Genomic DNA, 12828 nt, shown 5'->3' on the forward strand with positions numbered 1-12828 from the left:
ACGAGGCACGGCCGGTCGGGATGGACGAGGAACGTGACGACCTTTTCCACCGCGATCTCGCCCGCGGCGGGGGCGCCGCGCTGCTGCCGTTTCTCGATGGTGGAACGATAGCTGGACGGCAGCGACACCCGTCCCTTCGCGTCGACCGCGTTCAGCGCATTGCCGAGAAAGAGATCGACGATCGCCACGCCCAAAGCACCCCGTTTTGAGCGGTGCCGGACAGGGATGACCGGCGCCGCCGCCGATCCGGGCTGCGGAGCATGCTTGTTGCGCCCCGCTTGGCCACGCCCGGCCGACAACAAACGGCATAATATGGATTTATATGGATAGCAACGGGATCAGACGGGATTAGATGTGAATAGCTTCAGTCCCCAGCCGTGGGCAACCCATCCGGAATTGGCGGATTACCGGGCGAGTTCGGTCTTTGTTCTTTGTGGATAAGTCTGTACGCCGATTTTGACAACCGCGGCGGGCATGGGATCGGGTGGGACGAACCGGGATTAGGCGGACGGCGCGTGGCCGGCCGGCGATGTCGGCCGCAAGGATGCGAGAAAGCCACGAGCGCCCCGAAGTCGCGCCTGTCAGAAGTCGCGCCTGTCAGACGACGCGCGAAGGGCTAGTTGGCGGCGGTCGCGTTTCCGCCTTGCGCCGGCCCCGTGTCTCCGGACACGGGGTTGCCGGGCGCGACACCCAGGTCGGCGAGCGGATCGTTGGGCGCTTCGACCACGTTGACGTCGGACATATTGTCGGCCGGCCGTTCCTCGGCCGCGCGCAGCACGACCGTCGCCACCGCGACGAGCAGGAACACCCAGGCGAGGCCGATCAGGCCGACGCGGACGCGATGCATGCCGCCAATGCCGAAAGGGTCGCCATCGATCGAAGATAAGGGACGGCTCGGCGCTTGTGAACCGTTTGTCCGATCAGCGCCGCAGCCAGTCGGGCACGGGCAGGCCCTTGGCCTCCAGCCACGCCGGATTGAACAGCGTCGACAGGTATCGCATCCCCGAATCGCAGAGGATCGTCACCACCGTGCTGCCCGGCCCAAGTTCGCGCGCCAGTGCCATCGCGCCGGCAACGTTGATCCCTGAAGACAGGCCGACGCACAGCCCCTCGTCGCGCAGCAGGGCGAAGACCTGCGCGAGCCCCTCCTCGTCCGACACGCGGAACGCCAGGTCGATCGGCGCGCTTTCCAGATTGGCGGTGATCCGGCTCTGGCCGATACCCTCGGCGACCGAGCTGCCCTCCGCGCGCAGTTCGCCATGCGTGAAATATTCGTAGAGCGACGCGCCGTGGGGATCGGTCAGCGCGATCCGCACGCGGTCGCTCTGCTCCTTCAGGCCCAGGCCCACGCCCGCGATCGTGCCGCCAGTCCCGGCGGCGCAGGTGAAGCCGTCGATCCGCCCGCTCGTCTGCTTCCAGATTTCGGGCGCGGTCGTGCGGATATGCGCCAGGCGGTTGGCGATGTTGTCGAACTGGTTGGACCACAGCGCGCCGGGCGTTTCTTCCGCAATGCGGCGTGACGTGTGGACGTAATGCGCGGGATTGGAATAGGCCGTCGGCGCGACCTCGACCAACTCGGCGCCCAGCGCGCGCAGCGTATCTTTCTTCTCCTGGCTCTGCGTCTCGGGAATGACGATGATGGTGCGATAGCCCTTGGCGTTGCCGATGAGGGCAAGGCCGATGCCGGTATTGCCGGCCGTCCCTTCGACGATCGTTCCCCCGGGGACGAGCAGGCCGTTCTGCTCGGCATCCTCGATGATCGCCAGCGCGGCGCGGTCTTTGATCGAGCCCCCGGGATTCATGAATTCGCACTTGGCGAATATCTCGCACCCGGTGGCGGCGCTCGGCCCGGCAAGGCGGACCAGGGGAGTATTGCCGACCAGCGCCGGCACGCCTTGGGCGGGACCATTCATGCGGCGAGGGATAGGCAAGCCGGCTCCGGGCGGCAAGCAAGCAGAGTTTGGCGCGCGAATGTCTCGGCTTTGTCGCGAAATTAGGACAACGACCTTGACGGACTTATTGCAGCGCGAAAGAGTGTCTCCGCCATGAACAAGCTTCTCATCAGCGCCCCGGCGCTCTCCGCCATCCTCCTGCTCGCCGCCTGCAACACGCAGCCGGAGACAGTCACTGCAGCCAGCAACGATCCGGACGCGAACGCCGCGGCTGCCGCGCCGCCGGTCAAGCTGCCGCCCGCCATGCTGGCCAGCAAGACGTATCGCTGCAAGGACAACAGCCTGCTGTACGTCGACTGGTTCAATGACGGCACCACCGCCAACATCCGTGCCGACAAGGGCGGCACGCCGACCCCGCTCACCGCGTCGGCCGCGGGCGAGCCGTTCTCGGGCGGCGGCTACACGGTCGTCGGCACGCCCGACGCCAAGACCGCCACCATCACCAAGCCGGGCGGTTCCGCCCAGGCCTGCGAAGCCTGATCGTCCGTTTCTTCTGCGTTCACCGGGCCGGCGGCGCGATCCGCCGGCCTTTTTCTTTGACGTGAGGCGTACCTTCGCTAACGGCTCGCGCATGAGCGAGATCACGCCCCAAATCGTCGCCGACCACGGTTTGTCCCCCGAGGAATATGAGCGTGTGCTCCACGCGCTCGGCCGTACGCCCAATCTCGTCGAGCTCGGCATCTTCTCGGTCATGTGGTCCGAGCATTGCTCGTACAAATCGTCGCGCATCCATCTGAAGAAGCTGCCGACCGAAGGACCGCAGGTGATCTGCGGCCCGGGCGAGAATGCCGGCGTGGTCGACATTGGCGACGGCCAGGCGGTGATCTTCAAGATGGAGAGCCACAACCACCCGTCCTACATCGAACCCTATCAGGGTGCGGCGACGGGCGTAGGCGGCATCCTGCGCGACGTGTTCACGATGGGCGCGCGGCCGGTGGCCAATCTGAACGCGCTGCGCTTCGGCCGGCCCGACCACCCCAAGATGCGCCACCTGATCGCGGGCGTGGTCCACGGCATCGGCGGCTACGGCAATTGCGTCGGCGTGCCGACCGTCGGCGGCGAGGTGAACTTCCACCCGGCCTACGACGGCAACATCCTCGTCAACGCGATGACCGTCGGCGTCGCCGACACGAACAAGATCTTCTATTCGGCCGCCAGCGGCGTCGGCAATCCGATCGTCTATGTCGGCTCGAAGACCGGCCGCGACGGCATCCACGGCGCGACCATGGCGAGCGCCGATTTCGGCGACGACAGCGACGAGAAGCGCCCGACCGTCCAGGTCGGCGATCCGTTCACCGAAAAGCTGCTGATCGAGGCGTGCCTGGAGCTGATGGCCTCGGACGCGATCGTCGCGATCCAGGACATGGGGGCCGCCGGCCTCACCTCCTCCTCGGTCGAAATGGCGTCGAAGGGCGGCGTCGGGCTCGAACTCGTGATGGACGACGTGCCCCAGCGCGAAGCGGGCATGACCCCGTACGAGATGATGCTGTCGGAAAGCCAGGAGCGGATGCTCATGGTGCTGAAGCCCGGCCGCGAAGCCTTTGCCGAGGCGATCTTCCGCAAGTGGGAGCTCGATTTCGCGGTGATCGGCCAAGTCACCGACACCGGCCGCATGGTGCTGAAGTGGAAGGGCGATGTCGTCGCCGACATCCCGCTCGCCCCGCTTGCCGACGAAGCACCGCTCTACGACCGGCCGCACGTGCCGACGCCCAAGCCGGCCGAGCTGACCGACGTGCCCGAGAGCAGCGATCCCGCCGCCGACCTCTTGGCGCTGATGGGCTCGCCCGACGTCGCGTCGCGTCGTTGGATCTGGGAGCAATATGACCACATGGTCGGCGCCGACACGGTCCAGCGCCCGGGCGGCGACGCGGCGGTGGTGCGCGTCCACGGCACCGACAAGGGCCTCGCGATCGCGACCGACTGCACGCCCCGCTACTGCTTCGCCGATCCGGTCGAGGGCGGGCGTCAGGCGGTGGCGGAGACGTGGCGCAACCTGACGGCGGTCGGCGCGACCCCGCTCGCCATCACCAACTGCCTCCACTTCGCCAACCCGCAGCGGCCCGAGGTGATGGGCCAGATCGTCGGCTGCCTCGAAGGGATGGCCGATGCCTGCCGGGCGCTCGATTACCCGATCGTGTCGGGCAACGTCTCGCTCTACAATGAAAGCAAGGCGACCGGCGGCGGCTCCGCCATCCTGCCAACCCCCGCGATCGGCGGGGTCGGCCTGCTGCAGGACTGGCAGCGGTCCTGCACCATCGCGTTCAAGGGCATCGGCGATACCGTCATCGCGGTCGGCGAGCGGATGGGCCATCTCGGCCAGTCGCTCTGGCTGCGCGAACTGCACGGGCGCGAGGAAGGCCCGCCCCCGCCGGTCGACCTGAAGGCGGAGCGGCGCACCGGCGACTTCATCCGCGCGCAGATCGAAAAGGGCGCGATCACCGCCTGCCACGACGTCGCCGACGGCGGGCTCGCGGTGGCGCTCGCCGAAATGGCGCTGGCGTCGAACATCGGCGTGCTGGTCAACGAGCCGCAGCCGTTCGGCCTCGCCGGATCCTTCTTCGGCGAGGATCAGGGCCTCTACATCGTCACCGTGTGCGACAGCTGCCTCGCCGACTTCATGGTTGCCGCGCATGCCGCCGACGTACCCGCCGACCCGCTCGGCCGGACGATCGCCAACCGCGTCATCCTGGAATGCGAGGAGGGCGATTATTGCGTGACGCTCGATGCGCTGCGCGACGCGCATGAGGGCTTCTTTCCGAAGCTCATGGGCGCGGACGCCGCGCTGGCGTGACCGCGCCGGCGGGGGCCGGCGGCACCGGCGGCAAGGCGCTCGCCTTCGCGGCGCTGACCATCGCCGGGCTCGGCTGGAGCCTCGGCTTCCCGCTCGGCAAGCTCACCCTGCGTGAGATCGGACCCGCGCACACCATCCTGATGCGCTTCGTGATAGCAAGCGCGTTCGCTTTGCCCTTCGCGCTCGGGCCGGAGGCGCGCCGCCTGTTCCGTTCGCCCCCGGTCCTGCTGGCCGGGCTGTTCTACGGCATCGCCTTCCTCGTCCAGTTCGAGGGGCTGGCCGGCGTCACCGTCTCGCTGGCCGCGCTGCTCGTGGGCGTGATGCCCGCATTGGTGGCGATCGCCGCCTGGGCGCTCGGTGAGCGCGTGAGCCGCCTGTCATGGGCGGGCGTGGCCGGTGCCACGGCGGGCGCGGTCCTGCTTGCCGGCAAGCCCGATGGCGCTGGCACCCCGCTCGGCATCGCGCTGTCGCTGCTTTCGCTGCGGATCTGCCTCGCCTGGCGGCTCGTGCTGATGCGCGCGCCCGCGACGCGGTCGGCGCTCGCCGTACCCGCCGTGACCCTGCTCGTCGCCACCGCCGCCGTGCTCCCGATCGCGCTGCTCCTGCACGGCCCGCCCCGGCTCGATCTGTCGGCGACCGCCTGGGCCGGGCTGATCGGACAGGGGCTGCTCGCGACCTTCGTCGCCACGGCGGCGTGGCAATATGGCGCCGCGCGCGTCGGCAGCGCCAGCGCGGGCGTGTTCATCAACCTCGAACCTTTGGTCGGCGCGCTGATCGGCATCGCCTTGTTCAACGACCCGGCTGGCGTCGCCCTGATCGTCGGCGGGCTGCTGATCGTCGCGGGCAGCATCGCGGTCGTGCTGGGCGAGCGCGGGGCGGCGGCCGCCCCGATCGGCGGGTGACCGACCGCGTCATCGCGATCGATGCGGTGCGCGGCTTCGCCGTGTGCGGCATCCTCGTGATGAACGTGGTGGCGATGGGGCTTCCGCTCGGCGCCTATGTCGATCCGAACGTGGCCGGCGGCGCGCGCGGCGCCGATCTCGCGGCGTGGGCGCTGGCCTACGTCCTCGCCGATGGGAAGATGCGCGCGCTCTTCTCGATGCTGTTCGGCGCGTCGCTGCTGATCGTGACCGACGCCGCCGAGGGGCGCACGCCGGGCCCGGCGCGGACGCATTATGCGCGGATGGGCTGGCTGTTCGCGTTCGGCATGCTCCACGCCTGGCTGGTCTGGTATGGCGACATCCTGGTCGAATATGCGCTGTGCGGCGCGATCCTGTTCGTGGCGCGGCGCTGGCCACCGGCCGCGCTCGGCTATGCCGCCCTGCTGCTGCTTGGGTGGGAAGTGGCGCGCAACCTGATCCAGTGGGGCGATCTCGCCGCGTTGCATATCCTCGCCACCGGCCCCGGCGCCCCGCCCGACGCGGTGCGCGCCTGGGGCGATATCCTCGATTGGGCGCGTTCGGGCGGGGGCACCGCCGCCGGCGAGTTGCGCCTCTATCGCGGCGGTTTCGCCGATGTCTTCGCGATCCGTGCATCGATGACCGCGATGATCCAGTTCCGCTTCATGCCGTTCTGGCTGCCCGCGACGCTCGGCTTCATGGCGCTCGGCATGCTGCTCTACCGGGTCGGTTTCTGGACGATCGGGTGGAGCGTTCGCGCCTATTGGATTGCGGTCGTGGCGGGCCTCTGCGCGCTCGCGCTGCACGTACCGCTCGCGCAACTGCAGATCGCGCGCGGCTTCGATCCCGTCACGCGTCCGCTCGCCGAGGCGCTGGGGATGGTGCTGCGCCCGTTCGCCGCGCTCGGCTATGCCGCCGCGCTCATCCTGCTGGTCCGCGCTCGTGGCGGCGGCGCGCTGGTCGAACGGCTCGCGGCGGCGGGGCGGATGGCCTTCTCCAATTATCTCGGCACCAGCCTGATCGTGACCACGCTCTTCTACGGCTACGGTCTCGGCCTGTTTGGGCAGGTGTCGCGCGCCCAGCTCTACTGGATCGTCGCGGGCCAGTGGTGCCTGATCCTCGGCTGGTCGAAGCCGTGGCTGGCCCGTTTCCGCTACGGCCCGCTCGAATGGCTCTGGCGCAGCCTCGCGCGCGGGCGCCTTCAGCCGATACGGATCGGTCCACCTGCGAGCCGGCCGCAATAAGGTTGCGACTGGTTCTCACTATCGCTAGCTTGGACGCAAAGCGAGAGGGTGCGATTCGTATGGTCGTCTGCCACTGCAATGCGATCCGGGAGCGCGACGTGCGCGAGGCCGCGCGCTCGGGCGTGGATTGCCCGATCCGTGCGTATGCCCAGATGGGACGCCGTCCCCGCTGCGGCCAATGCATCCCCTATGCCCGCGAGCTGATCGCCGAAGAACGCGTCGCAGCAGCGTAAAACCGGCTGAAATCTAAGAACGACTCGCGCGAGTCGTTTGCGCTTTGTGCCGCGCCCTTGCGGCGTTAGGTGGCGACCACACAAAGGAGGCCGCCATGAAGGGCGACGCACAGGTCATCGAATTTCTCAACGCCGCGCTGAAGAACGAGCTGACGGCGATCAACCAATATTGGCTGCATTACCGCATGCTCGACCATTGGGGCATTGCGCGGCTGGCCGAATATGAGCGTCACGAGTCGATCGACGAGATGAAGCACGCCGACATGCTGGCGGAGCGCATCCTGTTCCTCGATGGCCTCCCCAATTTCCAGGCGCTCGGCCGCCTGCGCATCGGCGAAACGGTCGAGGAGGTGCTGCGCGCCGACCTTGCGCTCGAAGGCGATGCCATCCCGCCGCTGCGCGAAGCCATCGCGCATTGCGAGACGGTGCGCGACTACGTCACGCGCGACCTGTTCCGCCGTATCCTCGACAATGAGGAGGAGCATGTCGACTTCCTCGAGCGTCAGTTCGACATGATCGAGCGGATGGGCATCCAGAACTACGTCCAGCTTCAGTCGAAGCCCGCCGAGGACAAGTAAGCACAAATGCCGGGGGGCGTCGCCTCCCGGCCCACCGCGCGGCCTTCAGGCGGCGCGCGTAACGGTGAAGCCGCCCTCGATCGCGGCGATCCGCCACCCCTGTGCCTCGGCCAGCGCGCGGATTTCCCCCGGCGCGGCGGGATCGTCGGCCAGGATCGTCACCCCGTCGCCCGCGCGCATCGCCCGCGCCAGCCGCAGCACCGGCCACGGGCAGCGCATTCCGCGCGCGTCGACGTGGATCACCCGCCGAACGGATTCTTGGGCGCGCGCAGCGTCAGCCGCACCGGCACCGCGCCGAAGCCCAACTCGCGCCGGATGCCGTTGACCAGATAGCGGCGATAGCTTTCGGGAAGCTGGTCCACGCGCGTGCCGAACAGGATGAAGGTCGGCGGCCGCGTCCGCGCCTGCGTCAGATAGCGCAGCTTGTTCCGCTTGCCGCCCGGCGCGGGCGGGGGGTTCGCCTCGACCGCGCGTTCGAACCAGCGGTTGAGCTCGCCCGTGCCGATCCGCCGCGACCATGCCTCGCGCGTCTCGAACGCCGCCTGGAGCAGCTGGTCGATCCCGCGCCCGGTAAATCCCGACACGGTGATCAGCGGCAGGCCCTTCACCTGCGCCAGCCCTTCGTCCAGCGCGCCGCGAATGCCCTGGAACAGGCTCGGCGCGCCTTCGGCCACGTCCCACTTGCTGACCGCGATCAGCAGGGCGCGTCCCTCCTCGATCACCTGCGAGGCGATGCGCAGATCCTGCGCCTCCAACCCGCGCGTGGCATCGAGCAGCAGCACCACCACCTCGGCGAAGTCGATCGCGCGGCGCGTGTCGGCGGCCGACAGACGCTCCAGCTTGTCCTCCACCTTCGCGCGGCGGCGCAGGCCGGCGGTGTCGATCAGGCGGACCGGCCACCCCTGCCACTCCCACTCGATCGCGATCGAATCACGCGTGATCCCGGCCTCGGGCCCGGTGATCATCCGCTCCTCGCCCAGCATCTTGTTGACGAGCGTGGACTTGCCGGCATTCGGGCGCCCGACGATCGCGAGCTTCAGCGGGCCGGTGGCCTCGTCCGCATCCTCTTCCTCGTCAGGCTCCTCGCGCTCGATGATCGGACGCAGCGCCTCGAACAGGTCGACCAGCCCCTCGCCATGCTCGGCCGAGAACGGGATCGGATCGCCCAGACCCAGGCTGTACGCCTCCATCACGCCGGCTTCCTGCGCCTTGCCCTCAGCCTTGTTGGCCATCAGCACGACGGGCGTATCGCTGTCGCGCAGCCAGCGCGCGACCTCCTCGTCGAGCGGGGTCACGCCTGCGCGCGCATCGATCAGGAACAGCGCCGCGTCGGCCTCCTCGACCGCCGCCTGCGTCTGCGCACGCATCCGCCCGGGTAGCGTCTGCGGGTCGTCCGTCTCGAATCCGGCGGTATCGATGATCCGGAACGGCGTGCCGAGCAGGGTCGCCTCGCCCTCGCGCCGGTCGCGGGTCACGCCCGGACGATCGTCGACCAGCGCGAGCTTCTTGCCCACCAGCCGGTTGAACAGGGTCGACTTGCCCACATTGGGGCGGCCGACGATGGCGATGACGGGCTCGGGCATGGCGTTCGGTCTAGCCGTTCGAAGGGAGGGCGGTCGAGAGGCCGTGCGCACAACCGCGGCGGCGCAGGGTGCGGATCAGCGCCAGGCGGTGATCCGGCCCTTGCCGTCGATCAGGTACATCATGTTTCCGGCCACGACCGGCGGCAGGTAGAACGCCTTGCCCGCCTTGCTCGGCTCGGCCGCCTGTCCCGTCTCGGGCGAGACCGACAGCATCTGGCCGCTGCTGTTGACGAGGATCAGCCGCCCGCCCGCGAGCACGGGACCATACCAGTCGATCGGCTTGTTGCGCTTCTTGGGATCGCGGAAGGCGGGCAGCTGCGTCGCCCAGCGGATCTTGCCCGTGGTGCGCGCGATACACAGCAGGCGCGCATCGTCGGTCGCCACGAACAGCCACTCGCCCGCCAGCCAGGGCATCGAAATGCCGCCGACCGACAGCTCCCACAGGCGGTTGCCGTTGATGAGATCCATCGCCACCATGCGGCCGCCCTGCCCGATCGCATAGACCTTACCCTCGCTCACCACCGGCGCGGCGTCGATGTCCGAGATGGTCGAGACCGACGTCGTGATGCTGGTCCGCGAAAGCTGGTCCTGCCAGACGATGCGGCCATTCTCGTACCGCAGCGCGGACAGCTCGCCCGACGAGAAGCCGGCGACCACCGTGCCCTGCGCGAAGGCGGGCGCCGCCACGCCGAAAACGTTCGCGCCCTGCAGCGTGGCGGATACGGTCCACACGGTCTTGCCGTCGGCGGGGTTGAGCGCGATGATCTGATTGTCCTGCGTCAGGACGTAGATGTTGCCGCCGCCGATGCCGGGCGCGCCGCGCAGCGGGCCCGCCGGGCGCGACTTCCACACGATCTTGCCGGTCGCCGCCTCCAGCGCGGCGGCATCGCCCCGGCCGGTCGTGGCATAGACCTTGTCGCCGTCGACGCTGACGCCGCCGCCGAACAGCACCGCCCGGTCGCGTTTGGTCCCGCCGAGCGAGGTCTGCCACAGCCGCGCGCCGGTCTTGGCGTCGAAGGCGTGGACGATCGCGTCCGCGCTGACCACGAACAATTTGCCGCCGGCGATCGCCGGCGTCGCGCCGATCCGCTTGGTAATGTCGCCGCCCGGGATGCTCGCCGACCAGGCGACCCGGATGTTGGCAGGCAAAGCGAGGTTGCCGAGATTCTTCGACGCGCTGCCGCCCGGCTGGGTCCAGTCCGCATTTTCGGCGGGCGGCGGGACCACAACCGGCACGTCGGCCAGGCTCGGGTCGGGCTGCTCGTCGCTGCTGACCGAAAGAACGGGGATGCGTTCGCCCAGCACGGCCGTCTTGGGCCGGCGGTCGCTGCCGCCCTTGAAGATGCCGCAGCCGCCGAGCGTGGCCGCCAGCGCGAGCGCGAAGCCGATCCGCCGGATCATTGCGGCGTCCCCATCGAGGCGGCGGGCGCGGCCACGGTCTGGCCGAGCGAGGTCGCCATCGACGCCGCGCGCGAGCGGAGCGGACCGGGGACCTTGTCGTCGGCCGCGATCTTGGCGAACAGCGGCCCCGCCAGATCACGGCGGTTCATCTTGAGCTGCGCGAGCGCGGTCAGCTCGCCCGCGCTGCCGAACCAGGGCGATCCGGGCTGGGCCAGCCCCTTCAGCCGCGCGACCACCTCGGCCGGGGGCAATTTGTCATATTCCAGCGTGGTCGCGCGGATGATCGCCAGATCGCGCACCGGCTGCGGCAGGTCGCTGTCGTTCGCCATCGCCTTCAGGCTGGCGGCGGCGGCGTTCACGTCGGTCCGCGCGGCGAGGTCGGCCTGCATCAGCCGCGCCATCGCGCGGTAGCCCGCCTCCGGTGCTTCGGCCAGCATGCCCAGGCGCGGGTCGTTGGCGGTGGCGCGGCCGACATTCACGTCGTCGATCAGCTTTACGAACTGCTCGCCATGCTCGCCGCGCTGCTGCGCGCGGCGATGCTGCCAGTAGAGGAACGCCGCGAGCGCGATCAGGCCGACGACCACCACGACGCCGACGATCCGGCCCCACTTCTTGGCGAAGCCGGTCATCTGGTCACGGCGGAGGTCTTCGTCGACTTCGCGCAGGAAGGCTTGGTTGTCGGTCGGCGTCAGCGCCAAGAAATCTCTCCCGCGGCCGCGTACGGATGCGACCGGCCGCGCCTTCTAGCGACGAGTCGGCCTGAACGGAAGCTTGCGGTGGCGTGCGCCATCGAAGCGGCTCCGTTCAGGGCGACGCTGCGGGCCATCCGCTTCAGGCGGCCTCCGTCCGCCGCCCGGCGGTCAGCGCATAGACGCCCAGCCCGATCAGGTTCCAGATCACGAAATAGAGCTGCGTCTTCGCCGGCAGGCTGAACAGCAGATACAGGCAGCCCGCAATCGCGACCGGCCCGACCACCCACGCCAGCGGCGTGCGGAAGCGGCGCAGCGCTTCGGGCGCGCGGCGGCGCATGATCAGCATGCAGGCCGACACCGCGACGAACGCGGCCAGCGTGCCCGCATTGGCGAGCGCCGCGATCTGGTCGAGCGGGAACACGCCCGCGATCGCGCCGACGATCACCGCCGTGAACAGGGTGATCCGCACCGGCGTTCCGCGCGCCGACACGCTGGCCAGCCCCGCCGGCAGCAGCCGGTCGCGCGCCATCACGAAGAAGATGCGCGACTGGCCGTAGAAGAAGGCGAGGATCACCGTCGGCAACGCGACCACTGCCGACGCCGCCAGGAAGGTTGCCGCCCCCGACTGGCCGATCGTGCGCAGGATCAGCGCGAGCGGCTCGGGGCTGCGCGCGAACGCGGCGAAGGGCAGCGCGCCGACCGCCGTCGCCGCGACCACCATGTAGATCAGGACGCACGCCACCATCGATCCGACGATCCCGATCGGCAGATCGCGTTCGGGCCGCTTGGTCTCCTCGGCCGCCGTGGCGATCGCATCGAAGCCGTAGAAGGCGAAGAAGATGATCGCCGCCGCCGCCATGACTCCGCGCTCGACCCCGTCCGCCCCCGTCGACTTGGGGAAGCCGTAGGGCATGAACGGCTCCATGTGCGCCGCGTTGAAATAAGGTAGCGCGACCGCGACGAATACGATCAGCGCGAGAATCTTCACCGCCACCAGCACCGCGTTGATCGTGGCGCTTTCGCGCGTCCCGAACATCAGCAGCCCGGCGACGACCGCGATGATGAAGATCGCGGGCAGGTTGACGAGCCCCCCGAGCTCCGGGCCCTGCATCAGCGCCATCGGCACGCCCGCCCACGCTTCCAGCAACGGCGCGGCATAACCCGACCAGCCGACCGCGACCGCGCTCACCACCAGGCTATATTCGAGGATCAGGCTCCACCCCACGATCCACGCGACCAGCTCGCCGATGACGACATAGGAATAGGTATAGGCGCTGCCCGAGGCGGGGATCATCGTCGCCATTTCGGCATAGGCCAAAGCCGCGCAGGCGCAGATCACCCCGGCGACCGCGAAGGACAGGATCACGGCGGGCCCGGCTTTGTCCGCGCCCACCCCGATCAGCGTGAGAATACCCGTGCCGACGATCGCGCCCACCCCCAGCGCGATCAGGTGCG

The 12828-nt window shown here is 69.2% G+C and carries 13 protein-coding genes and 1 pseudogene; 6 read left to right on the forward strand and 8 right to left on the reverse strand.

The genetic code is table 11. The annotated features are described in order from the left end of the window. From ACOJSF_RS01745 to ACOJSF_RS01755, 3 genes and pseudogenes are all read right to left on the reverse strand, one after another. Window positions 1-188, reverse strand: a pseudogene (locus ACOJSF_RS01745) (division/cell wall cluster transcriptional repressor MraZ); the annotation flags it as partial. 428 nt (window positions 189-616) lie between these two features. Further along, entirely contained in the window at window positions 617-847 is a 231-nt protein-coding gene (locus tag ACOJSF_RS01750; protein ID WP_420140518.1) for a hypothetical protein, read from the reverse strand. Between the two features lie 73 nt (window positions 848-920). Then, window positions 921-1913, reverse strand: coding sequence for a cysteine synthase A (locus ACOJSF_RS01755; RefSeq protein ID WP_420140519.1), 993 nt, complete (start codon window positions 1911-1913; stop codon window positions 921-923). A 132-nt stretch (window positions 1914-2045) separates the two neighbouring features. On the opposite strand from ACOJSF_RS01755, the gene ACOJSF_RS01760 reads away from it, so the two are divergent. The 6 genes from ACOJSF_RS01760 (at window position 2046) to bfr (ending at window position 7697) form a co-directional block, all read left to right on the forward strand. Further along, window positions 2046-2432: a hypothetical protein gene (locus ACOJSF_RS01760; protein WP_420140520.1), complete on the forward strand. Its 387-nt coding sequence runs from the start codon at window positions 2046-2048 to the stop codon at window positions 2430-2432. A gap of 91 nt (window positions 2433-2523) precedes the next feature. After that, complete coding sequence (purL, locus tag ACOJSF_RS01765) at window positions 2524-4743, forward strand: phosphoribosylformylglycinamidine synthase subunit PurL (RefSeq protein ID WP_420140521.1); 2220 nt, start codon at window positions 2524-2526, stop codon at window positions 4741-4743. Beyond that, window positions 4740-5645 (forward strand): DMT family transporter, encoded by a 906-nt coding sequence (locus ACOJSF_RS01770; RefSeq protein WP_420140522.1) that lies wholly within the window; start codon window positions 4740-4742, stop codon window positions 5643-5645. Before purL ends, ACOJSF_RS01770 begins: the two co-directional genes overlap by 4 nt. Further along, complete coding sequence (locus tag ACOJSF_RS01775; RefSeq protein WP_420140523.1) at window positions 5642-6886, forward strand: DUF418 domain-containing protein; 1245 nt, start codon at window positions 5642-5644, stop codon at window positions 6884-6886. Before ACOJSF_RS01770 ends, ACOJSF_RS01775 begins: the two co-directional genes overlap by 4 nt. A 59-nt stretch (window positions 6887-6945) precedes the next feature. Continuing rightward, window positions 6946-7119: a (2Fe-2S)-binding protein gene (locus ACOJSF_RS01780; RefSeq protein ID WP_420140524.1), complete on the forward strand. Its 174-nt coding sequence runs from the start codon at window positions 6946-6948 to the stop codon at window positions 7117-7119. A gap of 95 nt (window positions 7120-7214) precedes the next feature. Further along, entirely contained in the window at window positions 7215-7697 is a 483-nt protein-coding gene (gene bfr, locus ACOJSF_RS01785; RefSeq protein ID WP_420140525.1) for a bacterioferritin, read from the forward strand. 45 nt (window positions 7698-7742) lie between these two features. Here the strand turns inward: bfr and ACOJSF_RS01790 are convergent, their stop codons facing one another. The 5 genes from ACOJSF_RS01790 to ACOJSF_RS01810 all read right to left on the reverse strand — a co-directional run. Next, the gene (locus tag ACOJSF_RS01790; RefSeq protein ID WP_420140526.1) at window positions 7743-7940 is read right to left on the reverse strand and encodes a sulfurtransferase TusA family protein; all 198 of its coding nucleotides are present in this window, start codon (window positions 7938-7940) and stop codon (window positions 7743-7745) included. Next, window positions 7937-9280 (reverse strand): ribosome biogenesis GTPase Der, encoded by a 1344-nt coding sequence (gene der, locus ACOJSF_RS01795; protein ID WP_420140527.1) that lies wholly within the window; start codon window positions 9278-9280, stop codon window positions 7937-7939. Before der ends, ACOJSF_RS01790 begins: the two co-directional genes overlap by 4 nt. Before the next feature lie 75 nt (window positions 9281-9355). Continuing rightward, the gene (locus tag ACOJSF_RS01800) at window positions 9356-10681 is read right to left on the reverse strand and encodes a PQQ-binding-like beta-propeller repeat protein (RefSeq protein ID WP_420140528.1); all 1326 of its coding nucleotides are present in this window, start codon (window positions 10679-10681) and stop codon (window positions 9356-9358) included. Further along, window positions 10678-11379, reverse strand: a complete 702-nt coding sequence (locus tag ACOJSF_RS01805; RefSeq protein ID WP_420140529.1) for a tetratricopeptide repeat protein — start codon at window positions 11377-11379, stop codon at window positions 10678-10680. The genes ACOJSF_RS01800 and ACOJSF_RS01805 overlap by 4 nt, the downstream gene beginning before the upstream one ends. A 133-nt stretch (window positions 11380-11512) precedes the next feature. Then, window positions 11513-12828, reverse strand: a 1316-nt coding sequence (locus tag ACOJSF_RS01810; RefSeq protein WP_420140530.1) for an amino acid permease, incomplete at its 5' end; no start/stop codon positions are given.

It is taken from the genome of Sphingomonas sp. (genome assembly GCF_048594985.1).
Classification (GTDB): Bacteria; Pseudomonadota; Alphaproteobacteria; order Sphingomonadales; family Sphingomonadaceae; genus Sphingomonas_I.

Coding starts and splice junctions, on each gene's coding strand:
- ACOJSF_RS01750 (WP_420140518.1), bottom strand. CDS start 847: ATGCATCGCGTCCGCGTCGGCCTGATCGGCCTCGCCTGGGTGTTCCTG.
- ACOJSF_RS01755 (WP_420140519.1), bottom strand. CDS start 1,913: ATGAATGGTCCCGCCCAAGGCGTGCCGGCGCTGGTCGGCAATACTCCC.
- ACOJSF_RS01760 (WP_420140520.1), top strand. CDS start 2,046: ATGAACAAGCTTCTCATCAGCGCCCCGGCGCTCTCCGCCATCCTCCTG.
- purL (WP_420140521.1), top strand. CDS start 2,524: ATGAGCGAGATCACGCCCCAAATCGTCGCCGACCACGGTTTGTCCCCC.
- ACOJSF_RS01780 (WP_420140524.1), top strand. CDS start 6,946: ATGGTCGTCTGCCACTGCAATGCGATCCGGGAGCGCGACGTGCGCGAG.
- bfr (WP_420140525.1), top strand. CDS start 7,215: ATGAAGGGCGACGCACAGGTCATCGAATTTCTCAACGCCGCGCTGAAG.
- der (WP_420140527.1), bottom strand. CDS start 9,280: ATGCCCGAGCCCGTCATCGCCATCGTCGGCCGCCCCAATGTGGGCAAG.
- ACOJSF_RS01800 (WP_420140528.1), bottom strand. CDS start 10,681: ATGATCCGGCGGATCGGCTTCGCGCTCGCGCTGGCGGCCACGCTCGGC.